Source organism: Streptosporangium heterodermiicola, from assembly GCF_051390675.1.
Lineage (GTDB): Bacteria > Actinomycetota > Actinomycetes > Streptosporangiales > Streptosporangiaceae > Streptosporangium.
On sequence record NZ_JBPJSR010000003.1, the window covers coordinates 525,753 to 551,270 of the forward strand.

General features: G+C 69.3%; 26 protein-coding genes, 1 tRNA gene and 1 pseudogene. 15 read left to right on the forward strand and 13 right to left on the reverse strand.

Translation table 11 applies throughout. The annotated features are described in order from the left end of the window. Nucleotides 1-139 precede the first annotated feature (139 nt). Nucleotides 140-814 carry an IS3 family transposase gene (locus ACSC1Q_RS09675; protein WP_436758310.1) on the forward strand — a complete coding sequence of 225 codons (675 nt, stop codon included), beginning with the start codon at nt 140-142 and terminating at the stop codon, nt 812-814. A 590-nt stretch (nt 815-1,404) separates the two neighbouring features. Here ACSC1Q_RS09675 and ACSC1Q_RS09680 read toward each other — a convergent pair. The 3 genes from ACSC1Q_RS09680 to ACSC1Q_RS09690 form a co-directional block, all read right to left on the reverse strand. Continuing rightward, nucleotides 1,405-1,632: a recombinase family protein gene (locus tag ACSC1Q_RS09680; RefSeq protein ID WP_436758311.1), complete on the reverse strand. Its 228-nt coding sequence runs from the start codon at nt 1,630-1,632 to the stop codon at nt 1,405-1,407. Next, nucleotides 1,629-1,811, reverse strand: coding sequence for a hypothetical protein (locus ACSC1Q_RS09685; protein WP_436758312.1), 183 nt, complete (start codon nt 1,809-1,811; stop codon nt 1,629-1,631). The genes ACSC1Q_RS09680 and ACSC1Q_RS09685 overlap by 4 nt, the downstream gene beginning before the upstream one ends. A gap of 1,134 nt (nt 1,812-2,945) precedes the next feature. Then, entirely contained in the window at nt 2,946-3,998 is a 1,053-nt protein-coding gene (locus ACSC1Q_RS09690) for a hypothetical protein (RefSeq protein WP_436758313.1), read from the reverse strand. A 465-nt stretch (nt 3,999-4,463) separates the two neighbouring features. On the opposite strand from ACSC1Q_RS09690, the gene ACSC1Q_RS09695 reads away from it, so the two are divergent. Beyond that, nucleotides 4,464-4,775, forward strand: coding sequence for an integrase core domain-containing protein (locus ACSC1Q_RS09695; RefSeq protein ID WP_436758314.1), 312 nt, complete (start codon nt 4,464-4,466; stop codon nt 4,773-4,775). Nucleotides 4,776-4,879: 104 nt separating this feature from the next. Next, nucleotides 4,880-5,635: a DinB family protein gene (locus tag ACSC1Q_RS09700; RefSeq protein ID WP_436758315.1), complete on the forward strand. Its 756-nt coding sequence runs from the start codon at nt 4,880-4,882 to the stop codon at nt 5,633-5,635. Nucleotides 5,636-5,954: 319 nt separating this feature from the next. Here the strand turns inward: ACSC1Q_RS09700 and ACSC1Q_RS09705 are convergent, their stop codons facing one another. Continuing rightward, nucleotides 5,955-6,878: a hypothetical protein gene (locus ACSC1Q_RS09705; protein WP_436758316.1), complete on the reverse strand. Its 924-nt coding sequence runs from the start codon at nt 6,876-6,878 to the stop codon at nt 5,955-5,957. A 67-nt stretch (nt 6,879-6,945) separates the two neighbouring features. Here ACSC1Q_RS09705 and ACSC1Q_RS09710 point away from each other — a divergent pair. Further along, nucleotides 6,946-7,035 (forward strand): annotated as a pseudogene (locus ACSC1Q_RS09710) (SEC-C metal-binding domain-containing protein); the annotation flags it as partial. Nucleotides 7,036-7,131: 96 nt separating this feature from the next. Here ACSC1Q_RS09710 and ACSC1Q_RS09715 read toward each other — a convergent pair. Further along, entirely contained in the window at nt 7,132-7,416 is a 285-nt protein-coding gene (locus ACSC1Q_RS09715) for a hypothetical protein (RefSeq protein ID WP_436758371.1), read from the reverse strand. 134 nt (nt 7,417-7,550) lie between these two features. Here ACSC1Q_RS09715 and ACSC1Q_RS09720 point away from each other — a divergent pair, with 134 nt between their 5' ends. From ACSC1Q_RS09720 to ACSC1Q_RS09730, 3 genes are all read left to right on the forward strand, one after another. Next, entirely contained in the window at nt 7,551-7,727 is a 177-nt protein-coding gene (locus ACSC1Q_RS09720) for a hypothetical protein (protein ID WP_436758317.1), read from the forward strand. 120 nt (nt 7,728-7,847) lie between these two features. After that, entirely contained in the window at nt 7,848-8,486 is a 639-nt protein-coding gene (locus ACSC1Q_RS09725; RefSeq protein ID WP_436758318.1) for a DUF6348 family protein, read from the forward strand. A gap of 422 nt (nt 8,487-8,908) precedes the next feature. Next, a complete protein-coding gene (locus ACSC1Q_RS09730; RefSeq protein ID WP_436758319.1) occupies nt 8,909-9,526 on the forward strand; it encodes a hypothetical protein in 618 nt (205 codons plus the stop codon). A 435-nt stretch (nt 9,527-9,961) separates the two neighbouring features. On the opposite strand, the gene ACSC1Q_RS09735 is transcribed toward ACSC1Q_RS09730, so the two are convergent. Further along, entirely contained in the window at nt 9,962-10,186 is a 225-nt protein-coding gene (locus tag ACSC1Q_RS09735) for a hypothetical protein (RefSeq protein ID WP_436758320.1), read from the reverse strand. 486 nt (nt 10,187-10,672) lie between these two features. Next, entirely contained in the window at nt 10,673-11,212 is a 540-nt protein-coding gene (locus ACSC1Q_RS09740; RefSeq protein WP_436758321.1) for a PadR family transcriptional regulator, read from the reverse strand. 239 nt (nt 11,213-11,451) lie between these two features. Here ACSC1Q_RS09740 and ACSC1Q_RS09745 point away from each other — a divergent pair, with 239 nt between their 5' ends. The 4 genes from ACSC1Q_RS09745 to ACSC1Q_RS09760 all read left to right on the forward strand — a co-directional run bounded on the left by ACSC1Q_RS09745 (nt 11,452) and on the right by ACSC1Q_RS09760 (nt 14,375). Next, nucleotides 11,452-12,639, forward strand: coding sequence for a serine hydrolase domain-containing protein (locus ACSC1Q_RS09745; protein WP_436758322.1), 1,188 nt, complete (start codon nt 11,452-11,454; stop codon nt 12,637-12,639). Nucleotides 12,640-12,690: 51 nt separating this feature from the next. Next, entirely contained in the window at nt 12,691-13,047 is a 357-nt protein-coding gene (locus ACSC1Q_RS09750) for a hypothetical protein (RefSeq protein WP_436758323.1), read from the forward strand. A 213-nt stretch (nt 13,048-13,260) separates the two neighbouring features. Beyond that, nucleotides 13,261-13,335: transfer RNA gene (locus ACSC1Q_RS09755), tRNA-Ser, on the forward strand. A gap of 71 nt (nt 13,336-13,406) precedes the next feature. Further along, nucleotides 13,407-14,375: a TAXI family TRAP transporter solute-binding subunit gene (locus ACSC1Q_RS09760; RefSeq protein WP_436758324.1), complete on the forward strand. Its 969-nt coding sequence runs from the start codon at nt 13,407-13,409 to the stop codon at nt 14,373-14,375. Nucleotides 14,376-14,414: 39 nt separating this feature from the next. On the opposite strand, the gene ACSC1Q_RS09765 is transcribed toward ACSC1Q_RS09760, so the two are convergent. Together ACSC1Q_RS09765 and ACSC1Q_RS09770 are read right to left on the reverse strand one after the other, a co-directional pair. Further along, nucleotides 14,415-15,911 carry a sensor histidine kinase gene (locus tag ACSC1Q_RS09765; protein WP_436758325.1) on the reverse strand — a complete coding sequence of 499 codons (1,497 nt, stop codon included), beginning with the start codon at nt 15,909-15,911 and terminating at the stop codon, nt 14,415-14,417. 6 nt (nt 15,912-15,917) lie between these two features. After that, nucleotides 15,918-16,601: a response regulator transcription factor gene (locus ACSC1Q_RS09770; RefSeq protein ID WP_436758326.1), complete on the reverse strand. Its 684-nt coding sequence runs from the start codon at nt 16,599-16,601 to the stop codon at nt 15,918-15,920. Between the two features lie 168 nt (nt 16,602-16,769). Between ACSC1Q_RS09770 and ACSC1Q_RS09775 the strand changes: the two genes are divergently transcribed. From ACSC1Q_RS09775 to ACSC1Q_RS09785, 3 genes are read left to right on the forward strand one after another with little or no spacing between them, the layout of a single operon-like run. Next, on the forward strand, nt 16,770-17,807 hold the full coding sequence (locus tag ACSC1Q_RS09775) for a tripartite tricarboxylate transporter substrate-binding protein (protein ID WP_436758327.1): 1,038 nt from the start codon (nt 16,770-16,772) through the stop codon (nt 17,805-17,807). Nucleotide 17,808: 1 nt separating this feature from the next. Further along, nucleotides 17,809-18,270 carry a tripartite tricarboxylate transporter TctB family protein gene (locus ACSC1Q_RS09780; RefSeq protein ID WP_436758328.1) on the forward strand — a complete coding sequence of 154 codons (462 nt, stop codon included), beginning with the start codon at nt 17,809-17,811 and terminating at the stop codon, nt 18,268-18,270. Between the two features lie 20 nt (nt 18,271-18,290). Further along, nucleotides 18,291-19,796 (forward strand): tripartite tricarboxylate transporter permease, encoded by a 1,506-nt coding sequence (locus ACSC1Q_RS09785; protein WP_436758329.1) that lies wholly within the window; start codon nt 18,291-18,293, stop codon nt 19,794-19,796. An 87-nt stretch (nt 19,797-19,883) separates the two neighbouring features. Here ACSC1Q_RS09785 and ACSC1Q_RS09790 read toward each other — a convergent pair whose 3' ends face one another. From ACSC1Q_RS09790 to ACSC1Q_RS09805, 4 genes are all read right to left on the reverse strand, one after another. Next, a complete protein-coding gene (locus ACSC1Q_RS09790; protein WP_436758330.1) occupies nt 19,884-21,278 on the reverse strand; it encodes an NtaA/DmoA family FMN-dependent monooxygenase in 1,395 nt (464 codons plus the stop codon). Nucleotides 21,279-21,290: 12 nt separating this feature from the next. After that, complete coding sequence (locus tag ACSC1Q_RS09795; protein ID WP_436758331.1) at nt 21,291-22,391, reverse strand: LLM class flavin-dependent oxidoreductase; 1,101 nt, start codon at nt 22,389-22,391, stop codon at nt 21,291-21,293. Nucleotides 22,392-22,564: 173 nt separating this feature from the next. Then, on the reverse strand, nt 22,565-24,022 hold the full coding sequence (locus ACSC1Q_RS09800; RefSeq protein WP_436758332.1) for an MFS transporter: 1,458 nt from the start codon (nt 24,020-24,022) through the stop codon (nt 22,565-22,567). A gap of 178 nt (nt 24,023-24,200) precedes the next feature. After that, nucleotides 24,201-24,635 (reverse strand): Rrf2 family transcriptional regulator, encoded by a 435-nt coding sequence (locus tag ACSC1Q_RS09805; protein ID WP_436758333.1) that lies wholly within the window; start codon nt 24,633-24,635, stop codon nt 24,201-24,203. Nucleotides 24,636-24,764: 129 nt separating this feature from the next. Between ACSC1Q_RS09805 and ACSC1Q_RS09810 the strand changes: the two genes are divergently transcribed. Continuing rightward, a complete protein-coding gene (locus ACSC1Q_RS09810) occupies nt 24,765-25,514 on the forward strand; it encodes an SDR family NAD(P)-dependent oxidoreductase (protein ID WP_436758334.1) in 750 nt (249 codons plus the stop codon). The last annotated feature ends 4 nt before the right edge of the window (nt 25,515-25,518 follow it).

Sequence of the window (25,518 nt, forward strand, 5' to 3'; positions counted from 1 at the left end):
TGTGGAATTCGTGGTATCGAGCGCTCAATCGAGCCCCCGGCGGAGAGGCTGGGGTAGTCGACTGCCGCGCCGCTTCCGGTGCTCGGGCCTGACGGCCCTGCGCTCCGGGTCGGCTTGCCACCGGATAAGTCGGTTGATCATGGAAGGGCACGATAAGAGCACACGAGACCGAGAAACAGTCACAGGGGACATCAAAGCCTCCAGCAATCCCGGCGCGGTTCAACAGGGCAGGCATCGGTGGCGCCGACAGATCACCACGATCCCCGCCCCGGATGTCGGCGGCAGGCCTGACCTGATCGGCCGCCATTTCCAGCCCGGCCCTGACGGGATCAGCGCTCGCTGGTGCGGCGACATCACGTATATCGCCACGAATGAGGGCTGGCTGTATCTGGCCACGGTCATCGACATCGCCTCCCGCCGGGTGATCGGCTGGGCCACCGCTGACCACCTGCGCACCCAGCTGGTCGCCGACGCCTTGCAGCACGCGTGGCGCGACCGCCGCCCGCACGGGCCGGTAATTCTTCACTCCGATCGCGGTTGCCAATACGTCAGTACCGCCTACGCCCAGCTCGCCGACCGGCTCGGTATCCGGCTGTCGGTCGGCCGCCGGGGCCAATGCTGGGACAACGCGGTGGCCGAGTCGTTCTTCGCCACGATCAAAGGCGACCTGCTCGACGAACACCGCTGGCCGACCCGGGCCGCCGCCCACAGCGCGATCTTCGAATACATCGAGAGCTGGTACAACCTGCACCGTCTGCACAGCAGTCTTGACTACCGTAGTCCCGCCGAGTTCGAGGCCGCAGGCGCAGCCTAATCGCCACAACAGCGGTGTCCGTCAAGCGGAGCAAGCTCATCTAAGACTGACCAGCGGAAATACATTTTCGTTGGTGTCTTCGATCGAAGCGAAGACATCTGAGGTGGCCCGCATCTGTGGTCGCTAACTTATCACCGTCGACCACGATGATGACTCGTGGCGGACGCGGGGTGATGCTGACCGAGGCGTACGACAGAGTCTCGTTTGAAATCACTTCCGAACTAAACCACAGCCTGCCGACAGTCAATCCATCGATACAATACATACCTAGTTGGGTAGGTGGCTGACCTATCTATCAATAGTGCGGATATGAGGGCCTCGCGGCGCGCGGGTTCCGCGAATCAAATCTGTGCGATCCGCTTGCTGGCCGCGATCTACCAGACATAGCCTGTGCGTCTCGTCGCTTCTGAGAACATCGCCCAATATTCTGCGCAAGACCGTGGCGTACTTCTTGAGAAATGAAATAGGGCCTAGGTGTCGCGCCAAGGCCCTATTTCATACGGTTATCAGTCAGACAAAAGGCGTCTGTGCCTGGCGACGCCCTCCGGCGTCAACGACCTATACCCCTGACCTGGCTGGGCCTACGTTCATCAGGCCGTGCCATGCAACTTGTCGATCAGTTCGATGGAGGCACGTGTCTTGAGAAGTCGCCAGACGTGCATGGATGTCCAGCGGCTTCGTCCCAGCGGGGTCTGGATGCCCTGCTCGTTGAGTACCCTTGCAATGCTGGGCGTTCCCATTCCAGCCATGCGCATGCGAACGACCCGCTCACGGACATCCCCTGGGCAGAGCGGGGGCCGCCCACGCCTCCCACTCACTTCGACCGCCTAAAGAAGGACAGCAATGCGCGGAAGATCTGCATAGCGCGTTTTCCCCGGGCCTCATCGCTGCTGAAAACGGCAATCAGTGCCATCGAGACAATAGCGACTGCGGCTAGCGCGATAACGCAAGCCAGGGCGATGGCTACATACGTGGTTCCAGCGATGTTCAGAACCATGGAAAGAATTTCTCGCACCTTAGTGCTCCCGAAATATTGAGCGGGAGGCTCATTTCCACCCGCAGGCGAACTCGACTAAGACCGCCTGAGGGCATACACGTACGCCGCAGGTCAGTCTAGATAGTGAGCAGCTGTACGGGATTATCGGGAGCTGGTGTGTTGAGCGCAGACAACGGCTAGCTTCCCGAACAGTGGCGTAGCATCTGACAGCTCGGAAGCGTGACCGGAGAAGGCTATGGCTTGTGACTTCTGGACAGCTTTACGGATACCAATCAGGACCGGGATCGGAAGGACGCGTGATGCGACTTCGATGATGAGATCGACCAGCCACTGAGGAATTTTGCGTCGTTTGCCAACTCGGCGAACGACGCCTTCGGAATTTTTCGCCTTTCCGCTGCGCCTGATTAGGCCACGCCGAATTGCGTGACCATAGAGCTGGCAAAGAGCAACTGGGTCTCGAATCTCTCCCGACCTAAAAGCGGCTAGAAATCTTTCGGTTTTACTTGATCCGGGATCTGTTTTGACAAGCGCCGTGAGGATGGACGTAACATCAACGTCCTTAAGGCCTTCGAACATGATCTTCGTCTCGAGCCTGAGACTGCCTTGGGCCCAGCCCGCCCATCGCTCTCTGTAGTCAGTCTCGGACGAGAACCAAATCGTGAGAGGCGCCATTTCGGGTAAAAGCGGAGAAGAGTCCCCACTATCCCAGCCAGGTGGAGGACCGTCTCCGCAAGCAGCCCAAAGCTGCCAGTCAGATTCGTGGTCGGCCAGCATGATCACCTCCCAGGCGCCGACGATGGAGTGACGGTACACCCAGCCGCAAGCCCTTACGCTTATTCACTCCTGGAGTTCGGCCACTCCTGTCATTGGCGCTGTGCAGAAGGTCCTGATGTGTCTACTGAACCGGGGCAAATCCACCTTTTGGTTCCTTGATCGTTGGGGCTTCTTGCCAACACCCTTGCTAACAGGGCGTCTCCCTACTCGCCGACGGCATCCGCGAAGACGTCGGCCGCGGAGGCTTCCGCCGCTCGGATCACGTGAGCGTAGACGCGGAGCGTGATGGACGGACGGATCGGCATGGCCGAGTCGAGCGGCGACGACGTGGACCGGGACGCCGGCCAGGAGCAGGGTTTCCTACCACCAGAACGGGAGGTTGGTTCGGCGGTCCTGCACGTCGTCGTAAACCGCTCGCAGCCATGGCTGACGAACCTCCGGCAGTCGTGCCAGCGCGTCCAGGAACATTTCCCGGTCGAGCCGGAACGGGCCGAACGGCAGTGGCGGTGGAGGGTCATCGCGGTAGACGCCGTCGGGTAGCCCGCCCGACGCGGGGCGGAGCCGCCGATTGCGGCTGAAGGCCATGTACGTCCACACATCGGCATCCAGCGGCACCGCTGCCTCCGTGCTGGACGACCATGTCTCCCCGGTCTGCGGGTGCCTTGGAACCAAGGCGATGTCCGTGACCGTGGCGGGTAGGCCAGGCCCGGCCATAGCCAGGCTCCTCGTCGGAGGCTCGGCCGGGAGCAGGACATCGAGCGCCGGACGGAACGCGTCGGCGACAGGGCCGTTGGGAACCACGACCCGTGCACCGCCCGACGCGGTCAGCAGGTGGGCCAGTGCCACCGAGACCGTCGCCTCCCACACCGGGCTCCAGGCCCCGATCGGGTCAACCGGCGGTCTCTCCGGCTGCTCTCGCAGTTCCTCCCAGCTGAGCACTCGGTGGGCGGGCGCGTCGACGTCGAGCAGACGTACGGCGCGCGGGTCCAGCCACACCACCTGCCAGTACCCGCAGTCGTCGATGAGGGTGGCCACGGCATGATTGCACTGCGCGCACGCCAAGTTGGGGCCATTTCTGCTGTCCAGACCGCAGCAGAGGCCGTCGCATCGTTCCGGAATCAGAACGGTTCCGCGGACGTCGCCCAGCGCGACCGCGACCGCTCCCGGCGGCCCGTACGACAGGGCGAAGACCGGCGCGTACACACCGCGGGCCTCTGCCTCTTCCGCGCCGATCTCCTCCCACCGCCGCCACGGCGGCCCGGAGGGTTCCGGGTCCACCGCGTAGGTCCCAGGCTCCATGAGCACGGGAAGTAGTTCGTGGCCGTACTTCCGATGGGCGTGGGCGGGGAGCGTGACCTGCGACATAGGCAAGGTCAACGAGGCGTCACAGCCCGCACACGTGAACACGATCATGCGCCCTCCCACGTCATGGTGCTCGGATCATCTTGGCTCAGAGCCGATCTTGAGGGAATCGCTCGACGCCGATTCGGCGAAAGGCCACATCGCGCCTCACGAGGAATGAGGAATGCTGTACAGCAGTCGATACAGCAACACCGCCTTACAGGATCGCCCTCCACCGACCCACAACCACCACCTGAGCAGGGCGAGACGCCGCTGACGAGGCATCTGCCTTTCCCTACGGATCAGAAGGTTGGGGTTTCGAGTACCTCCGGCCGCACAGTGCGAAGGCCCAGGCCATCATCACGATGACCTGGGCTTTTTCGTGTTCTGGATCAGGTGTGGATGTTCGGCCGTGTCCGGCTGTCGTCGGCTGTCTCCGGCTGGTCTTTCCCGATGGGTTCCCGCGGTCCGGGGCGCGGAACGTCACCGATCCGGCGCGTGGCGATCTCGTCGTGACCCACGAGGCACTTCTCGTAGGTGCGATACCTGTCGATCCGCTACAGCGAGCGCCTGGCCGACACCGGCGTGGTCGCTGCCGTGGGCAGCCGAGGCGACTCCTGCGACAACCTCCTGGCCGAATCCTTCAACGGCCTGTTCAAAGCCGAGCTGATCCGCCGCCACGGCCCCTGGAAGAACATGGACGACGTCGAGCTGGCGACACCGGAACACCTCGACCGGCTCAACCACCGCCGCCCTCACACCGCCTGCGGCAACATCCCGCCCGCAGAGTACGAAGCGACCCATTACCGTCACCGACAAGCCGCACTCACCGCGGCAGAAACCAAGTAGCCAAGTCTCCACGGAACCCGGCGCGGTTCACGTTCCACACAGTTGGCCCCGAAACTGGGTCGCCAAAGGTGGTGCGGGCGGGACGGATGCGGAAGAATGCCTCGATGGCTGTTGAGTACGCCCAAAGTGACCAGTTCCGTGGTGCCCGCATCCACCTGTGCGACCTTGCCGGTCTTGAGATCCGCGATTGCGAGGTCAGCGGCCTGAAGATCGTCGACTGCTATGGGGGCGACGTCTACCTCGGTGGCGCCTTCGAGCGTCTCGTCGTCAACGACGTCGACGTGACCGCCTACGTCGAGGCCGAGCTCGACCGGCGCCACCCCACGCGGGTGCTGGCGCGTGAGGCCGCGTCCCCCGACGACTACCGGGCTGCTTGGGATGCCATCGAGACGCAATGGGAGGCGACGCTCGACCGCGCCAGGCTCCTGCCCGAGGCCAAGCTGTACGAGCAGGTCAACGGTGAGTGGTCGTTCGTCGAGACCCAACGGCACCTGCTGATGGCCGGTGATGCCTGGCTCGGCAATGCCGTGCTGGAGGAGGAGGCGCCGTACCATCCGCTGGGCTTCCCTCACGGCGGGATGCCGCCCGACGCGACGGCGAAGCTCGGTTTCACCCTCGAAGCCACCCCGACGCTCGACGAGGTGCTCGCGCCGCGGCTCGCCCGCATGGCCACGATGCGGCGTGTCGTCGACGGGCTCACCGAGGCCGAGCTCGATCGGGTGTGCGGTCGCAAGCCGGCGGACCCGTATCCCGACCAGGAGTACGTCGTGCGCCGCTGCCTCAAGGTGGTGCTGAAGGAGGAGGCCGAGCATCACCGTTACGCGGTGCGCGACCTCGCCGTGCTTGAGGCCGGTGCCTGAACCGGCGCCGACCCGGCCGGAGATGACCTCCAGCCGCATTGCGTACTGCCAGGACGGTCATCTAACGGTCACGTCGACTACGAGACCACGCTGAAGCGCCCAATTCAGCAACCACCACTGTCCTTCGGGAGCACCCCGCTTCGAGTGGCTCGACTACCTGTGCACGGGCTGGTTCGATCGGCTGACGTTCTGGCCCTGGTGTTCGTCGGCTTGACCCGCGACCACGGCGGCCCGTTCAGCGACAACCTGTGAAGCACTAGGAAGGCCGTCATGACAGCCTCTAGATGCTCAAGATCATTCTGATTTGTTCGTTCCGTTGTCATGGTGGAGCGAGGCGGAGGATCTGGTCGCGGACGGGGTCGTCCAGGTCGGCCTGGAGCAGGCCGTTGTTGACGGCGGGGGCGCAGTTCATCGAGATGTTCACCGCGGCGGCGGGTCCTTGTGGATAGTCGAATATGAGCCGGATGCCGCGTTGAGGGGCGCCTCCGAGCCCTTGGCAGGTGTTCTCGCTCGGCACGGTGTCCAGGGAGTTCAGCATCGCGGCCAGCGCGCGGGCGATGTCCCTGTTGTGCCGTTTGCGGTAGGGCGGCCTCACGTACGTGGCGTCCCTGCACACGGTGAGGCGGCCGGGGCGTCCGGGAACCATCAGCTCGTCCTGGCCTCGGCGGTCGCCGGGGCCCCGGCAGGGGTCCTCCGGTGGTACGGGCCGCCAGATGCCGTCCTCGTAGGCGGTGGTGATGGCGGGCCCGACGTACGAGTTGCTGCTGGCGGTGCCGTTGGTGATCCTCCCGCAGCGGTTGACCTCCTCGGCGCCGCCCACCCACAGGGCGCGGCCGTCGGGGTAGGCGAACCGGATGAGGTAGTTGGTCATCGGTCCCCCCATCAGTGTGCATCCGTGGCCCACGTCGGCGTCGGCCACCGGGAGGTAGGCGAGGTCACGGGCCATCGCCGCCGCCTGGTCCGTCAGCGTCCGCGAACCGGCCAGCCGCTCACCACCCGGACGCGTGTTGTCCCCGGGGTAGGCGCAGATGAGAGCCTTCACCGGCGAGCCGGGGACGAGCGACTTCTCCACACCGTCGATGTCGGCGGCGGCCGGCACCCAGCCGCCGATGTCGTCGCTGTCCCAGCGTTGCGGGCAGGTAGCCGGTACGGGCGGTGACTCGCCGACCGCTCCCGAGAGGAACACGGCCGCGCACACCCCGGCCGCCGCGAGGCCGAGACCGATCGACGTGGAAAGTCTCATGGTTCATAGACGTCGCTTCCCGGCCGATCGGTTCGCCTCGCTCATCCCTGTCCGGGTCGCCCACCGTGACACCCTGGGTGATCTTCAAAACAACGCGCCCTGCTCGTGTGGCTCGGGAAAGAAGTACAAGCGCTGCCACGGCAGAGCCGCGACACGAGAACGAGGCATCTGCCCTTGCCCGCGAATCGGGTGGTACGGAGTGGACCAAGGCGCGGGAGTTCGCCTGCGCGAGGAAGAACGAGCGCCTCTGCGATCAAGGCACGTCGGGCTGTCGCGAGTGCCGATGCCGGTTGACGATCCGCCGTGTCCAGCGCATGTACCAGTCCAGGAACGGCACCGGTTCGCTCCAGCCCCCGTGCAGACAGCCCGACGGTTCGACACCCCGCCAGGGGGCCGACGGCCACCAGTACATGTCCTTCACCCACCCCATCTCGGTGAACCAGACGGCGCCGGCGTACTCACCGTTCATGGCGAGCATGCTGATCCACGAGCGTCCATGGCCGCACAGGAACATGGTCCCGGGCGAGGGCTTGTCCATCCACAGGGTGGGGTCTGCTCCGTATCCCGGGTCACCGGGAAGGGCTCCCACGGGTAGGCGGCGACCTCGGGTTCCTCCTGGAAGTACCCGCGCTCCCGTTGGGTCTCTTCCACGATCCAACGCAGGTCGAGCAGGTGACCGGGAGAGACTCCCCGGCCGAATCGCAGCGGGAACGACCGGAACTCGTCGGGAAGCGGCGCGCCGATCACTTCCTCAAGGGCCACAACCTCGGATTCCGGCAGAGGAACAGCCGTCGAGAGTTCAGCGAGCCGGGAGAGTTCAGCGGCCATCTCGTCCAGGCCGATGTCTGATCGCATGACTTCTCCCGCCGAAGGTCTCAACGCGCACAGGCCAACGGCGTCGAAGAGCAGGTGGCCGCGCCCGGCTTTGGGGGCGGCCGTCGAGACCATGTCTCCGTCGGCGAATCGACGGTGGCGGCACGAGCCAGTCCTGCCGATAGCGGCCCGGCCGGCAGTCGTAGGGCCTCGCAGCCGCTCCGGAAGGACCACACGGACTATCCCGGTCACCTCGACCTCGACTTCGTGCTCAACGTCGACCGGCCTGAGAGCACCACGATCGTCGACTGCGTCGCGGGGTACGGCACCACGACGGAGGAGGCCGTGGACCGCGCGATCCGTACCTGGCTCGGCACCACCGGCAGCGCCGTGCTCGAACTACTCGAACAGAACGGCGCCTTCGCCGCTCACTTCTCCTCCGACGACCCCGAGGGGTTCCCGGGCTGGCACGTCATCCACGGCGGCATCATCGGCTGGGGCACCGGGGCCGATCGCGAGGCCGGGCGGACCTGGGCTGCGGACAATGTGCTCCTGCCCTACTTGGCGCCCGTCCTGAGCGGCGGGTTCGAACGCGACAACCTGATCGGCGTCAAGGCGCTCTTCGGCGGCGGCCATGACGCCGACGGCCTGTTCGAGACCGCCGAGGTCCGCGTCGACGGTGTCCACCACGAAACGGCCTCACGCGTGCTGGCCGGTCTCGGCTGGCCCCGGCCGACCGACGGGATGTCCTACACCCGGACGTTCATGCTGCTCGTGCACCGCGAGGACTCCTGATTGGATTCCGGATGTTGGATTCCGGATGGTGGACGGGGCCCAGCCCGTGGTGAGCCGGATCCAGCGGGAACGATTCCGACCAGCCAAGACCATCAAGGTCCGTGGGCTTGTAAGGCTTCGGTTGATGATCGACGGAACGGTGTCGGCCGACGCTTTCCACCTGGCCTGGATCCTGTGGTCGATGTGGCCGCCCGCTCGCAGCCGGTCGACCTTCTTCGATGACGGTTCGCGGATACGCCGACAGCTCTTCGGCCGGTCGCGGCCGGCACCGTCCACGCGCCGACGTCACCACGTGAACGATCTCAGACGAGACAGGAGCGTCACCAGCCACGGCAGGCCACACGGAGGGCGCATCTCTGACGGAACCTTCGTACCGGCTCGGTCCGTCGTTCCGGGAATGCGGACGGGCCGACAATGAGCCCATGGATCTCCAGCACGCGGTGACGCACTACAGGCGCCTGATCAAAGAGACCGGATGGCTGGAGGAGGGGATGGCCTGGACCGTCATCCTGCCCGTCTCGGGGAGACTCTCCGTGCGGGAGGCCGCGACACGCCTGACCGGCGACAGCCGTCCCGAGCTCGGCGAACTCGAACCGGGTTTCTCCGATGTCGTCTCCTTCGGCCGGTCAGGGGAGGCGATGATGCTCTTCGAGGCGGACGGTTTCAGCCACGCCGGACATCCCGAAGCCCTGGAACGGCTCAGCGAGAACGCCCGCGTATGGCATGTGTCCTGGAACCTCACCGGCAGGCGCATGCTCAGTCACGCCGCCCAAGGGAAGGTGCTGGCCGAGATGCTCGATTTCGACCCCGGCTGGCTGCATGGCATCGACCCCGGCTCCTTGCGGGAGGAGGCGGCGATTCTCCGTGGCATCGGCCGGTACAGGCCGCCGACCAGGTACAAGACCAAGGTGATGGCCATGGTGGAACAACGCACCGGAGCACGCCTCGACAAGCTATGGCTCGGGCAACCCCAGCCGGCTCTGTCCCTCGACCGGCCATCCACTGAGCGGGAGGTCGCTTTCCGCGGCAGTGCAGGCTGATCTCCGGCGTCGGCGGGAGGAGGGTGCGGCCCGCGTACGGTCTGAGCACCGGAGCGGACGGCCTGGTCCTGAGCGCGGCGCGGAACATGCGCCACAGAGTTGCCTGGACGAGAAAGTCCCACGTGATGAGCGCTGAGCGAGGGATCACGTCACAGCTCATGAGGGAGGGCGTACGGCAGCCGGTACAGCGACATCGCCTTACAGGATCACCCTTCATCGGCCCGCGACCACTTTTGGAGCGGTGCGGAGGGCGTCGGCGGCGCGGACCAGGAATTTGCAAAGCGGGATGATCAGGTTTTCAAGGAGTCTGGAAACGCCTAACGGAGTGGTCGCATACAAACCGGGGCACGTCACCACAGGGGGAAACAACGCTGTCGGCCGGGGGCAATGTGGCCACCTTCCGTCAGAAGGTCCGGCGTCCGCTGTCAGCGATCCTCAGACGTCCGTGATCTTCAGAAAGGCATCGTCATGCAAATCGAAAAGGCCAAAATCGTTGAGCTCCTCCGGTCCCGCGGTGACAACGCGCTGGCGCAGCAGGCCGACAAGAGCCTGCCTCCGCAGATCGACACCGACCAGCACGCGGATCAGCTGGCCAAGCTCGGTGTGAACCCGCAGGACCTTCTCGGCAAACTCGGCGGCCTCGGTGGCGGTCTGGGTCATTGACCCTGGCGCCAGGGGCGCGGGACGGCTCGGGAGCGTGATTGCTTTTTCATGTGGCCCCGCGTCGACCCGATGCACTTTCGGGCTTCGGGCTGACCCCTGGTCAACGATATGAAGTGAGGATGTCGGAGCCTCCCCTGTGGATCAGAGGGTTGGGGTTTCGAGTACCTCCGTCCGCACAGCACGGAAAAGGTCCTCCGGGATGATCCCGGAGGACCTTTTCCGTGCCCGTACGGCGGCGAAGTGTGGCAACGGGGTCCGGCGGCCACCGTTGATCCGGTGTCTTGGGCCCGCTCCGCGTGAGAGGCGTCCACCGCCGAGGAGGGAGGCACGTTAACCGGGAGGCGCGTGATCGGGATCCGCGTGATCGGGATTCGTGTCTTCTCGTTCGTGGCTTGGCGAGGAGGCCCGTTGCCGGCGACCGTGGCCCGTCGGGTGATCGAGGTGGTGGGTGTGCCGCCGGATCGGGGCCGAGGCCGTGCGGTGTCAGTGGTTCGGTGTCTCGTGCCGGTCGATGTGATCGCGGAACCAGTCGAGTGTGAAGCGGTGTGAGGCGATGCCGTAGGCGAGCGTCGCGCGCTGGTGGGTGGCGAGGTCGCGGTGCTCCTCGGGGATGTTCAGGGTGTCGAGGTGCTTGTCGAGGGACGAGAGCGTCGCGAGGTCGGTCTCGATGCGCGCCGTGATGCGACGGAGCACCGGCAGGCGTTCGGCCGGCTCCAGCAGGCCGAGGAAGTAGAGCCTGGACAGTGCGGCGGTCTCCAGGTCGAGCCCGGCCAGGTCCCCTGTCATCCACTCGTGGAACTCCTGGCGACCGGCCTCGGTCAGGCGGTACACCTTCCGTCCCCGGCCTCCGGCTTCGACGCTGGCGACCTCGATGAACCCCCGTGCGAGCAGGGTGTCCAGCGCGCGTTTGATGCTGCCGGAGCTGGCGCTGTAGAAGAGCGCGACGCCGGCCTCGAATCCCTTGATGAGGTCGTAGAAGGTCTGCGGGGCGATCAGAAGCAGACCGAGGATCACATGGGCCATCGGCCGAGTTTAGACCATTGACTCTCATAGACATGTCTATTAGACATGTCTATGAGACCCCTTGGGGTGATGCTCATGGTCGTGATGGCCGTCGCGAATGCCGACCGACCGCCTCGACCGCCTCGACCGGTGAAAGGCCCGATGGAAGGCGTGGCGGAAGGTGTGGCGCCGAGGAGGCACGTTGAAGGCACGGAGACAGCGCAGGCAACGCAGGCAACGGAGACAGGGAGAACATTCACGTGACATCGCCGCTCGCCACGATCCCCGCTCATGACAATCGCGTTCCCGACGACGTCGACGCACGGCTGACGGGTCTGCTGGAGAGCCTCGTCGCGCGACGGGGCGTGCACCACGCCAACCTCGCCGTCACGAGTGGTGACGGGAAACAGCGCTGGTCCGCCGCCTCGGGACCCGCCGGGGCCGGCGATCGTCCACTGCGTCCCGACACCCCGTTCTTCATCGCGAGCGTCACCAAGCGTTTCATCATCACGCTGGTGCTGCAGGCGCACGAGCGCGGCGAGATCGAGCCGGCCGCGCCGATCGGCGACTACCTGCCGGCGGAGACGATCACGGGGCTCCACGTCCTCGGGGGGATCGACCGGACGTCCGCGATCACGGTGCGCCACCTCGCGAGCCACACGTCCGGGCTGCCCGACTACTTCGAGAAGCGTCGTGAGGGCCCCAGCCTGCGTGAGCACCTCGCCGCCGGTCGGGATGTGGCCTGGACCTTCGAGGACGCGATGCGGATCGCGCGCGAGCAGCAGCGCCCGCACTTCGAGCCGCAGGACCTCGCGGCCGCCCGGCAGAAGGCCCGTTACTCCGACACCGGCTTCCAGCTGCTCATCCGCATCCTGGAGACGGTGACCGGCCGGTCGTTCGCCGAGCTGCTGACCGAACGGATCCTCGGTCCGCTCGGCCTGACGCACACCTGGCTCCCGGGACATCGCCCGCAGGACCCGGCGACCGTGGCGCCCTCACCGCTCCACGCGAGACAGCGCCGCGTGGAACTGCCCTCGATGATCGAGTCCAGCAACGACCTGTTCAGCACCACCGGCGATCTCCTCACCTTCCAGCGGGCGCTGCTCGACGGCGAACTCCTCGGTGACGCCCGCTCGCTGGAAGCGCTCACCGAGCGGCGCAACCGGCTGCGCGATGTCCCCGTCCTCCGGTACGGACTGGGCACCATGTTCTTCAAGGTCGGCCGGCTCATGTCACCGGGGCGCCGCCCTGTCACGCTCGTCGGCCATTCGGGAGTCACCGGGACCTGGCTCTTCCACTGCCCGGAGCTCGACCTGCACCTGGCCGGCACCGTCGACCAGACCAGGGGACAGGCCATTCCCTTCCGGTTCATGGCGCGTTGCCTGTACGCCTGGCGAACGTTTTATCGCGAGCCTTCGCCCCGGTCCAGACGTTCCGTTATCGGATAGCGCCGGATAATTCGGTCGAAGTGAAGTGTGACCAACCGGAATGATGACTTCATGAAGTTCCGCGATGACAGAACTCAGCCGCCCCGCAGGGAGATCCTGGTCGAGTTGCACGCCTCGCTCGGCCGCCGATACCGGCCCGAGGACGTCGCGGACCTGGTGCTTCTGCCGCGGGAGGTCCTGGACGGGAGCGCGGGCTGTGCTCGCGCCGATGTCGAGGCGGCGTGCCGTACGGCGGGGCTGGACCCGGAGCGGTCGGGCTGGACCGTGCCCGTGCCCGCGCCCGGGCGCGGGGTGGCGGTGTTCCGGCCGACGCCCGAGCTGGTGCACGGGGTGGGTATCGCCGACCCGGTCTGGGCCGCCCTGCTCCGGCGGGGGCGTTCAGCGGCAGGCACGTCAAGCCCGAGATGATCGCCGATGTCAGCCACGGGCTGGCCTCCGGGGTGGTCGTCGGCGATCTGCCCGTCCGGGACCACGACCACTAATCCTGTGGCGCCCGCCGGACGACGTCGGGAAGAATGACGGCCGCGACCCTCCGTAGTCCAGCGGTAGAACGCCTGGCTCTTCATCCAGGTGGGCGCCGGTTCGAGCCCGGTCGGCAGTGGCGTGTGTCATGAGCGTGGCCTCGTTGTAGCTCAGTGGTAGAGCTCCCGGCTCGAGACCGGGTGGACGCCGGTTGGAGCCCGGTCGACGAGGCCACCGTTCGCCGGTCCGTCGATGTGACGCCGATGTCACCGGCGACCGGCGGCCCGGGTCCGTATCATCGCGGCATGGTGCTGAACCCGGAGCCACGGATCGGCCGGCGGGTGGTGCTCATGGCCGCCGGGGGGCTGCTCGTCGGCTGCTCCCCGCGGCCCGAGGCCGACAGGGTCCACCTGCGGCTGGCCACCGGGCCGGCGGGGGCGGTGTACCGGCGCATCGGCGGCGCGCTGGCCGAACACATCTCCGAGCAGGTGCCGGGGGCCACGGTGACCACCGTGCCGAGCGGGGCGTCCACCGACAACATCCGGATGCTGCGGGCCGGTGAGGTGCACCTCGGGCTGACGAGCCTGGACGCGCTGATCACGGTCGACGGCAGCGCGCCCGGGGGACTTTCGGCGATCTGCCGGCTCTACGACAGTCACCTGCACCTCGTGGTCATGGCCGGTTCGGAGATCGAGGAGTTCCGGGACCTTGAGGGCAGGCGCGTGTCCCTCGGTGCCCACGACTCGGGCACCGAGTTCACGTCGCTGCGGGTTCTGGAACGCGGCCGGGTGAACGCCGGCGGCCGGTATCTCAGCCAGGCCGAGTCGGCGGCGGCGCTGCGCGACGGCGAGATCGACGCGATGTTCTCCCTGACCGGCGTCCCGACCCCCGCCATCACGGAGCTGGTACGGCGGCACCCGATCCGGCTGATCCCGCTGGACGCGCAGGCGGACGCGCTCTTCACCGCGTTCCCGGGGCCCTACACCCCGGCCATGATCCCCGCGACCGCCTACGCGGGTGTCCCGGCCACCCGTACCGTCGCCGTGCCGAACGTGCTTCTCGTGCGCGACGACCTGCCCGACGACCTGGTCTACGCCATCACCGACACGATCTTCACGCACACCCGCACGATCATCTCCGCCAGCCGCGACGGCGAGGCCGTCCCCGAGGCCGTTCCGGAAGCGTGGCAGATCAACGTGCGGACCGGGATCTCCACCGCGTCGATCCCGCTCCATCCGGGCGCGACCGCCTGGTTCCGCGACCGCAAGCGCTGACCCGGGAAAAGTGGCGACGCGGTGACGGAGCCAAAAGCCTCAGGTCCGTGACGGCGCCGGCGTGCCGGATGGTGATGTCACCTGTGGAACGACCGGCAGTACGACAACCGCGGCGAATCCGTGCCCGGAGCCGTCCGGGCGTGGCAGGCCCTCCTCCAGCCGCAACTCGCCTCCGGCCGCCCCGACCAGGTCGGCGCAGATCGCCAGTCCCAGGCCGGTCCCGGGCACGTTCTGGTGCCGTGGCGACCGCCAGAACCGCCGTAGCGCCTGGGCCCGCTCCGACGCGTCGAGCCCCTGGCCGTCGTCACGGACGACGATCGTGACCACGCCCCCGGCCCCGCCCCTGACCTCGGCCCCGCCCCCGCCCTCGGCCCCGGCGACGTCACCGGGGACGACCTCGGCTGTCACCTCCACCACCCCCGCGTCCGACAGGCGCAACGCGTTGCTGATCAGCTCGTCCAGGACGCTGCCCAGGCCGCCCGGCGGCTCCAGCAGCCGCAGCCCCGGTGGCACGTCGACCGCCAGGGTCTGTCCCGCCGTCGCCGTCAGCGCCTGCCACCGGTTCACCCGGGTCGCCAGCACCGCGTCGAGGTCCACCGGCGACGCCGTCCGTATGCTCTCCATCCGCGCGCTGGCCTGCAACGAGTTCAGCATCCGCTGCATGGCCTTCAGCTCGTCGACGGCCATGTCGTAGACCTGCCGCCCGTCGCCGGACGCGCGCAGATGCGGCTCCAGGCTCTCCACGGCGAGCCGGAGGCTGGTCAGCGGGTTGCGCAACTGGTGCGACGCGTCGGACACGAACGCCCGCTGCCGCTGCACGGCGTTCTCGACCGCGTCCATCATGGTGTTGAACGACTCCGCCAACCGCCGCAGCTCGACCGGGCCGGCCTCGGCGTCCGCCCGGATCGTGAGGTCGCCCCGCGAGATCCGCGAGCTCGCCGCGTCGAGCTCCCGCACCGGCCGCAGCACCCACGCCGACACCGGCCAGGCGACGGCCACCAGCGCGACCAGCGGCAGCAGCCCGAGCCCGGCGAGCTGGGCCCATCGCACGAGGATGCGGTGGCGTGTCCTCGACAGGTCGGAGATCGTCACGACGGTGCCGACGACCTCGCTGTCCCGGCCCACCGGTTCGGCGACCACGAGCGCGGAGTCGTCCCACGGCGCCCATTCCCAGGACGGTTCCGACCTCGCCCCGGCCAGCGCCGCGGTCACGATCCGGGGCAGCGCCGGCTCGGCCCGCGCCGCCTCCTGGTACGCGTCCGCCGGTCCGAGCAGCACCGTGCCCGACACGTCGATCACCGCGGCCGGGATGCCGTACAGCTCGTGGTAGTGCGCCAGCTCCTGCTGGAGCGCCTCGGTCCGCCTGGTCGACAGCGCGGTCTCGGCCAGCGACGCGAACCGGCCGACGTCGTTGAGCCGGTCGACGTACGTCTCCTGCATCTCCCGTTCGGCCACGGTGACGCTGAGCGGCACGCCGAGCGCCGCGACGAGAAGCACCGCGAGGGGTACCAGGACGGCGAGCAGGCGACGGTGCACGGCGCGTCAGCCGATCAGCTCCGGCTGGTCGGCCAGGAGCCGATAGCCGACTCCGTGGATCGTGCGGATGAGCACGGACGGCCCGAGCTTGTGCCGCAGCGCCGCGATGTGGGTGTCCAGGGTGCGGCTCGACGCCTCCCAGGTCGTGGCCCAGATCTGGTCGAGGATGACGTCGCGGCTCACCACGTTCGGTGCCCGCCTGGCCAGCAGCAGGAGCAGCTCGAACTCCTTGCGGGTCAGCGCCAGGGGCGTGCCGCCGACGGTGACCTCGCGGGTGCCGACGCCGATCCGCATCGGGCCGAGGACGAGCGGCTCGTCCGGATGGCTCAGGGAGCGGGCCACCCGGGTGCGCCGCAGGACGGCGTCGATCCTGGCGAGCAGCTCCGGGATGCCGAACGGCTTCACGATGTAGTCGTCCGCGCCGGCGCGCAGGCCGCGGACCCGTTCGTGCTCCTCGGACCGTGCCGTCACGGCGATGACGGCGGTCTCCGGGCGGTCGCGCAGCCTGCGGATCACGTCGAGCCCGTCGCCGTCGGGCAGGCCGAGGTCGACGAGGACCACGTCGGACGGGGCGGCACGCTCGGCCTCCGCGGCGGTGGCGATGCGGTGGACCTCGAATCCCGCCTGGGAGAGGACGGTCACCAATCCCCGCGCCACGCGGTCGTCATCCTCGATGATGGTGATCCGCATACCGGCGGATTGTACGGGCCGGATCGGCGATTGGTCAGCCCTCCCGATATAGGGACTTCTCTGGCATCCGACGCATTCTTGGGATTTCTCTGACACCATTCGCGGCCCCGTCAGCCGAGACTGATGCCGCGCGCCCAAACGCGCGTGCGCCGAGGAGGAGGCCGCGACATGAGAACGACCAGCAGGTACCGGGCCGTCGCGCGGATGGCCGCCGCGATCGGTGTCGTCTCACTCGCCGCGGCCTGCGCCGGCGACGGTGGCGCCGGAGGGGGCGCCACGGGCGGGGGCGCCGGTCCCACGGGGTACCCGGACCAGAACATCACGTTCGTCGTGCCGTTCAGCGCGGGCGGCCCGACGGACACCGTGACCCGCATGATCGCCGAGCCGATGGCCGCCAAGCTCGGCGCCAAGGTCGTCGTCCAGAACGCCGAGGGCGCGGGCGGCACGGTCGGCGCCGGTGAGGTCGCGCGGGCGGAGCCCGACGGCTACACCGTGCTCATGCACCACATCGGCATGTCGACGGCGCCCGCCCTGTACAAGGACCTGGGTTACAAGCCGCTGGAGAACTTCGAGATGGTCGGGCTCGTCACCGAGGTGCCGATGACGATCGTCGCCCGCAAGGACTTCGAGCCCAAGACGCTCCAGGACCTCGTGACCTACGTGAAGGCGAACGCCGGCAAGGTCACGCTGGCCAACGCCGGCATCGGCGCCGCGTCCCACCTGTGCGGCCTGCTGTTCCAGACCGCCGCCGGGGTGAAGCTCCAGGAGGTCCCGTACGAGGGCACCGGCCCCGCGCTGACCGACCTCGTCGGCGGCCAGGTCGACTTCATGTGCGACCAGACGACCAACACCAGCGGCCAGATCTCCGCGGGCGAGGTGAAGGCGTACGCGGTCACCACGCCGGAGCGGGTGAAGAGCCTGCCCGACCTGCCCACCACGACCGAGGCCGGGCTGCCCCAGCTCCAGGTCAGCGTGTGGCACGGTCTCTACGTGCCGAAGGGCACGCCGCCGGAGGTCGTCCAGAAGCTGTCCGAGGCGCTGAAGGTGGCGCTGGCCGACAAGGGGATCGTCGACCAGATGGCCAAGCTCGGCACCGCGCCGGTCCCGGCGGAGGACGCGACCCCGCAGGCGCTCAAGACCAAACTCGAAGAGCAGCTCGCCACCTGGGCGAAGGTCATCGCCGACGCCGGCGTCAAGGCCTCCTGAGGTGGAGCGCCGCCGGTCCCTCCCGGACGTTCTCGCCGGGGGAGTCTTCGTCCTGATCGGTGGCGCGTTCGTGGTGGGGGCGCTCGGCTACGAGCTGGGCACCCCGCTGCGGATGGGCCCCGGCGCCTTCCCGCTGCTGGTCGGCGCGATCGTGGCCGCCCTGGGCCTCGCGATCGTCATCAAGGGGCTCGTCGCGGGCGAGGTGATCGAGTTCGGGCCGGTCCCCTGGCTCGCGGTCGGCCTCATCGTGCTCGCGGTCCTGTTCTTCGGACTCACCGTCCGGGGGCTCGGGTTCGTGCCGGCGTCCGCGGTGACCGCCCTGCTCACCGCGCTGGCCAGTTCGCGCGTGCGGTTGCTCACGGCCGTCGCCGTGGCCGCCGGGCTCACCGTGGCGGGCACGCTCATCTTCGTCGTCGGGCTTCAGCTGCGGGTCCCGCTATGGGGCACGTGGCTGGGGTTCTGACGCGGCATCCGGATTGAGGCATGGAACTTCTCGACAACCTCGCGCTGGGCTTCTCGACCGCCCTCCTTCTCCAGAACGTCCTCTACTGCTTCGTGGGAGTGCTGCTCGGGACGGCGGTCGGCGTGCTGCCCGGCATCGGGCCGACGGCGACGGTGGCGATGCTGCTGCCGATCACGTTCGGCTTCGAGCCGGTGACGGCGCTGATCATGCTGGCCGGCATCTACTACGGCGCGCAGTACGGCGGCTCGACGACCGCGATCCTGATCAACCTGCCCGGTGAGTCGTCGGCGGCGGTCACCGCGCTGGACGGGCACGAGATGGCCAGGCAGGGCCGGGCCGGCGCGGCGCTCGCCGCCGCCGCGATCGGGTCCTTCTTCGCGGGCACGGTGGCCACCGTCGTGCTGGCCGTCGCCGCCCCGCCGCTGGCCCGCGTCGCGCTGAGGTTCGGCCCGGCCGAGTACTTCTCGCTGGTGCTGCTCGGCCTGATCGTGTCGATCGCGCTGGCGCGCGGCACGGCGCTCAAGGCACTGGCGATGATCGCGCTCGGCGTCCTGTTCGGCACGGTCGGCCAGGACATCTACACCGGCACGCCCCGGTTCGTGTTCGGCCAGCGGGAGCTGTACGGCGGCATCGACTTCGTCTCGGTCGCCGTCGGCATGTTCGGGGTGGCCGAGATCCTGCGCAACCTGGAGAACGAGCGGACCCGCACGGCGATCGTCGGCAAGGTGAGGAACCTCTGGCCGACCCGCGAGGACCGGCGCCGGATGGTCGGCCCGATCCTGCGGGGCACCGGTCTCGGCGCCGCGCTCGGCGTCCTGCCCGGCGGCGGTCACGTGCTGGCCTCGTTCACCTCGTACGCCGTCGAGAAGCGGATCTCGAAGCGGCGGGAGGAGTTCGGGCGCGGCGCGATCGAGGGTGTCGCCGGGCCCGAGTCGGCGAACAACGCCGCCGCGCAGACGTCGTTCGTCCCGCTGCTCACCCTGGGGCTGCCCGCCCACCCGGTGATGGCCCTGATGGTCGGCGCGTTCATCGTCCACGGCATCACCCCCGGCCCGAACGTCATCGTCGACGAACCGGCGCTGTTCTGGGGCCTGATCGCGTCGATGTGGATCGGCAACGTGCTGCTCGTGCTGCTGAACCTGCCGCTGATCGGCCTCTGGGTGCGCATGCTGCGCATCCCGTACCAGGTACTGTTCCCGATGATCATCCTGTTCGCCGCGATCGGCACGTACTCCCTGGAGTTCAACGCGTACGACGTCTACGCGATCGTGTTCTTCGGGATCCTGGGCTACGTCCTGATCAAGTGCGGTTGCGAGCCGGCGCCGCTGCTGCTCGGTTTCGTCCTCGGCCCCCTGCTTGAGGAGAACCTGCGGCGGGCGCTCATCATCTCCCGCGGTGACGCGACGGTCTTCCTGACCCGGCCGATCTCCGCGGCGCTCCTCGCTCTGGCCGTGGCGGCGCTCGTCGTCGCCGTCCTCCCGGCGATTCGCAGGCGCCGGGAGGTCGTGTTCACCGAGGAGGAGTAGGGACTCCCCGTCCACGGGGGCCGGGTAAGGGTCCCTGGCGGTGCCCCCACCCTGCCGGGTGGGGGCACCTGCCCAGTCGGTTCTCCTTCACCCCACCGCCGGCAGGGCGAGGTGCTCGCGGAGCGTCGTTCCCTCGTACGCGGTGCGGTAGGCGCCGCGCTCCTGCAGCTCCGGCACGAGCTTGTCGACGATGTCCTCCAGCGACGACGGCACCAGGTGCGGGGTGATGTTGAAACCGTCGACCGCGCGGGTGCGGACGTAGTGCGTCCACTCGTCGGCGATCTGCGACGGCGTGCCCACGAACGAACGGTGCTGGGGCGTGACGCGGCGCACGAGCCGCACGATCGACAGGTTCTCCGCCTCGGCCTGCTCGCGCCACCGGGCGATGAGCGCGAGCTTGCCGGTGCGCCGCTCGATCGGGAGCGTGCCGCGCGACGGGTCGAGCTCCGCCTCGCCGGGCTCGATGTCGGGCAGCGGGCCGTGCGGGTCGTAGGCGGACAGGTCGGTGCCCCAGTACTGCTCCAGGAACGCGATCGCCCGCGCCGGGGAGATCTGCTCGCTCCGCACCCACTCCGCGCGCTCCCTGGCCTCCTCTGGCGTGTCGCCGAGGATCACCGAGGCGCCGGGCAGGATCCGCAGCGAGTCCGGCGAGCGGCCGTGGCGCGCAAGCCTGGCGCGCAGGTCGGCGGCGTAGGCCACGGCCTTGTCGTAGTCGGTGTTGGCGGAGAACACGACGTCGGCGTGCCGTGCCGCGAGCTCGCGCCCGCCGTCCGAGTCACCGGCCTGGAACAGCACCGGGCGGCCCTGCGCGCTGGCCGGTACGGTGGCACGCGCGCGCAGCCGGACCAGGCCGGTGTCCCGCTCGACGTCGCGGATCGCTCCGGGCCGCGCCCAGGACTTGGCCTCGCCCGACTCCGCGACGGCGTCCGGCTCCCAGGACGCCCACAGCGCCTTCGCGGCCTCGACGAACTCGGTGGCCCGCTCGTAGCGCCGCTCGTGCGCGAGCCAGCCGCCATGGCGGAAGTTGGCGCCGGTCCAGGCGTTGTCGGTGGTGACGATGTTCCAGCCCGCCCGCCCGTCGGAGAGCAGGTCGAGGCCGGCCAGGCGGCGCGCGAGGTCCGCCGGGAAGTTGTACGTGGTGTTCTGCGTGGCGACCAGCCCGATGCGCTCGGTGACGGCGGCGAGCGCGGACAGCTGCGTGATCGCGTCGGGGCGTCCGGCGACGTCGAGGTCGTAGACACGGCCCCGGTTCTCGCGGACGCGCAGGCCCTCGCCGAGGAAGAACGCGTCGAAGAGCCCTCGCTCCAGCAGCCGCGCCAGCCCCGTGAAGGTCTCGATGGCGACGTGCGGCGCGGCCGTCGGGCCGGTCCAGATGAGTTGCGGGCCGACCCCGGTGTAGAACACGCCGAGGTGCACCCGGGCGTCCGGGTCGTACGGGGCGCCGGTCGGGCCTGTCGGGCCGGTCGAAGTCGTGGTGGTCATGGTCGTGTCACCTCACGCGGTCGTGCTCGCCGGGGCGGCGAAGCGGTTGGCGGGGCGGGACAGGCCCAGCGTCGAGCGCAGTGTGGCGCCGGGCTCGGGTGTCCGGTGCAGCCCGGCCGCCGCGAGCGCGGGCAGCACCTGCCCGGCGAGCACCGGCAGGTCGACGGCGAGCACCGCCGGGTGCAGGCGCACCCCGTCGACGCCCGGTGCCAGGGAGTGGAGCAGCTCCACGAGCCCGCGTGCGGGACCGGCGTACCGCAGCCGTCCCGAGTCCGGCCACGGAGTGGCCGCGTCCAGGGCGGCGAGCCGCCGTTCCCCGGGCTCGCCGGCGTCGAGGACCACCTCGACCTCGGCGAAGGCGAGCGCCGCGCCGGAGTCCCTGGCCCGGTCGGCCCGCCGGGCGATCGCTCCGGCGTCGGGCCCGCCGACGAGCACGACGTCGGCGAGAGCGTCGATCTCCAGCTCGGCCGGGGCGAGCACGACGACCTGCCCCTGCGGCGGGCGGGGGGTGATGAGCGGCCCGGTCACCGAGAAGGTGGTGCCGGTGAAGTTCACGTGGTGGACGCGGTCAGGGTCGAGGTAGCGGCCGGTGGCGACGTCCCTGATCACCGCGTCGTCCTGCCACGAGTCCCAGAGCAGACGGGCGACGTCGACGACCTCGGCGGCCTCGCGCCGTACGGCGTCGGCGTCCGGCGCGCTCGCCCCGATCGTCGCGAGGTCGTCGGCGTCGTGCGCCGCGCCGACCACCCAGCCCGCGCGGCCCCGGCTGGCGTGGTCGAGGCTCGCCAGCTGGGTGGCGAGGTGGAACGGCTCGGTCGTGGTCACGTGCAGCGTGGGCGCCAGCCCGATCCGGTCTGTCAGCGGCGCGGCGAACGCGGCACGGGTGCCCGCCTCCAGCCGCCCGGCCGCGTCCAGCCCGCGGCTCGGTGGCACCGGCGCGTCGGCGAAGGTCGCCAGCGTGAAGCCCGCGGACTCCGCCGCGCCGACGGCGGCGCGCAGCGCGGCGGCGGTCAGGACGTCCCCCGGCCGGCGGCCGCTGTGGCGCCAGGCGGCCGGGTGGGCGCCGTCCCCGTCCAGGTCGACGGCGAGTGACAGGGTGCGGTGGTCGCTCATCGGTCGGCTCTCCTCTCTCGTGCGACTCTCGTCTCGTACGGCCCTCGTACGGCCCTCGTGCGGTCTTCTCGCGGCCCTCGCGCGGCTCTCGTGCGGCATGTCCCGAGGGTGTGCCGCGATAATTACCTCTATTATTGGTAGGAATAATGTAAAAAGGCAATCCATTCCCGTAGTCACGTGCCGGAGCCCTGGCTCGCCGGTGTCTCCGCCGCGGTCCGGGCGCCGGGAGACGGGCGCTCCGGCCGGCCATGTGGTCCCAGGAGCGAGACGAGCAGCGCGAAGGCGGCGACGCCGGCGCAGGTGAGGACCGCGTGCCAGAAGGCCGGGCGGTGTCCGGACGCGCCCGCGGCGGAGCCGTACAGGTAGATTCCCGACACCGCCGAGATGCAGACCGCGGCCGCGATGCGCTGGGACATCTGCAGGATGCTCCCCGCCACCCCGGCCGCCTCCGCGGGCGCGTGCTGGAGGACCGACGCCTGGAGCGGGGAGATGACGAGCCCCGAGGCGGCGCCCGCGCACATGCCGCACAGTGCCAGCAGGACGGGCAGGTGGGGGCGCGGGGCCAGCAGGCCGACCAGGCCGCTCACGAGCATGAGGCCCGCCGACAGGGCGAGCCCCACCGAGACGGCGTACCGGCCGAACCGGCGCGCCGCGCGCCAGGCCAGCGCGGAACTGACCGTCATCGACAGCGCCGAGGGCAGGGTGACGGCGGCGGCCACGAGGGCCGACAGCCCGAGGCCCTCCTGCAGGAACACGACCAGGACCAGCGAGAACGCCAGCCCTGAGCCGAAGTACCCCATCGCCACCACGGTTCCCGCCGCGAACGGCGCCGACCGCGCCAGCGCCGGATGCACCAGCGGACGGCGTCCCGATCGCGCGTAGTGGTGCTGCCACCGGAAGAACGACACGGCCAGGGCGCCCACGACGGGAATCCAGAGGAGCCCGGCCGCGCCGGTCGGGGGCTGGACGAACGGCAGCATCAGCGACAGGGTCAGGCCGCCCATCAGCAGCAGTCCCACCACGTCGAGGTCGGGGGAGCCCGCCCGCGCTCGCGCGGGAGGCAGGTGGCGCGCCGCGAGCGCCAGCGTGACCACGCCGCACGGCACGGCGAGGAGGAGGACGAGCCGCCATCCGATCTCGGGACCGAAGGCCCCGATGACGGCGCCGCCCAGCGGCGGCCCGAGCCCGCCCGCCACGCCGCCCGTCACCGCGTACAGGCCGAGCGCGCGCGTCCTGGCGTACCCGGTGAACGTGTCCTGCATCGTGCCGATCATCTGGGAGTTGACCAGGCCGCCGCCGAGCCCCTGGAGCAGGCGCGCCGCGACGAGCGCCCAGGGGTGGGGGGACGCCCCGGCCAGCGCGGCGCCCACGGTGAAGATCGCCATTCCCGCGAGGAAGAACGGCCTGCGGCCCCGGACGTCGCCGAGCCGCCCGCCGGGGATGAGGGCGAGGCCGAAGGCCAGGGAGTATCCGGCCACCATCCACTGCACCTGGGTGGCGTCCGCGTGCAGCGAACCGCGCAGCGCCGGTACGGCGACGTTCAGGACGGAGTTGTCGAGCAGCGTGGTGAACCCGCCGAGCGCGCAGACCACCAGTACACGCCGCCCGGCGGCGTCGAAGCCGGTGGTCAAGAGCCCTCCCCGCGACACCTTCCATAATTACCTGTATTTCCAGTAGGGAAACTTAGTATTTATTCGCCCGTCGGGCAACGCGCCGATCATCCGGGTCGGCGGGGCGGGGCGGGGCGGGGGTTGGCGGGGTGCCGCGAGGGCGTCCCGGACCGTCCTCCGGCGTGGCGCGGGGCGGGGGCTAGCGAGGGGCCGCGAGGACGTCTTGGAGCACGTCCTCCAGCGTGACGCGGGCCAGCTCGCGCCGCAGGGTCTCCTCGATGCCCTCGTAGATGCCCCGCATCGCGGGCTGGATGCCGTAACCCACCGTGCACCCCTGGTCCGGGGTGGCGCGGTGCATCGCGAACAGCGGGCCGGGCTCCACCGCCTCGTACACGTCGAGCAGGGTCATCGACTCCAGCTCGCGGGCCAGCGACCAGCCCGCGCCCGCGCCCCGCCGGGACTCCACGAGACCGGCCCTGCGCAGCTCGCCGAGCAGCCGCCTGATCACCACGGGATTGGTGTTCGCGCTGGACGCGATCTGCTCGGAGGTCGCGACCTCGTTGCCCTGGCGCTGGTAGAGGCTGATCCAGGCGAGCGCGTGGGCGGCGATGGTCAACCTGCTGTTGGCGCTCATGAACCCTCTTCTCCCGGTCCCGACGCTGTATGGTACGGCCGCCCAGTCGTAACAGCAAATGTTGCGACCATGAGGTTGTAACTATTAGTGTTACGACCATCGGATGGATCGATCAACGAGGTGAGAAGAATGAACAAGCCGCTCACGGGCAAGGTCGCCCTGGTCACCGGAGGGTCTCGCGGGCTGGGGGCCGCCACCGTACGGCTGCTGGCCGAGCAGGGCGCCGACGTCGCGTTCACCTATGTCAGCTCCGACGAGCGGGCGCGGGCCGTCGTCGACGAGGTGCGCGCCACGGGCGCGAAGGTCGTCGCCCTCAAGTCCGACCAGGCGGACCTGGACGGGGCGCCGGCGTTGATCGACGACGTGGTCGCGCACTTCGGCGGCCTGGACATCCTCGTCAACAACGCGGCGATCTCGGTGAGCCGCAGGGTGGACGACCCGGACGCCGACACCGCCGCGCTGGACCGGATGCACGCCACCAACTACCTCGGCGTGATCGCCGTCATCCGGGCCGCCTCCCGGGTGCTGCGCGCGGACGGCCGCATCATCACGGTGAGTTCCGGGCTGGGCTCCCGGGTCGGGCTCCCGGGCCTCGCCGACTACTCGGCGACCAAGTCGGGGGTCGAGAGATACACCATGGGCGTCGCACGGGACCTCGGGTCCCGGGGCATCACGGCCAACGTCGTGGAGGCCGGACTGATGGAGGGCGGGATGGAGCCGCCGGACCCCGAGACCCTCAAGGTCCTGGTCGGCTCGCTGTCCCTGCAGCGCATGGGCCGTCCCGAGGAGATCGCCGTGTCGATCGCCTTCCTGGCGAGCCCGGCCGCGTCGTACGTCACGGGCGCGGTGCTGGACTCCCACGGCGGCTACAACGCCTGAACCG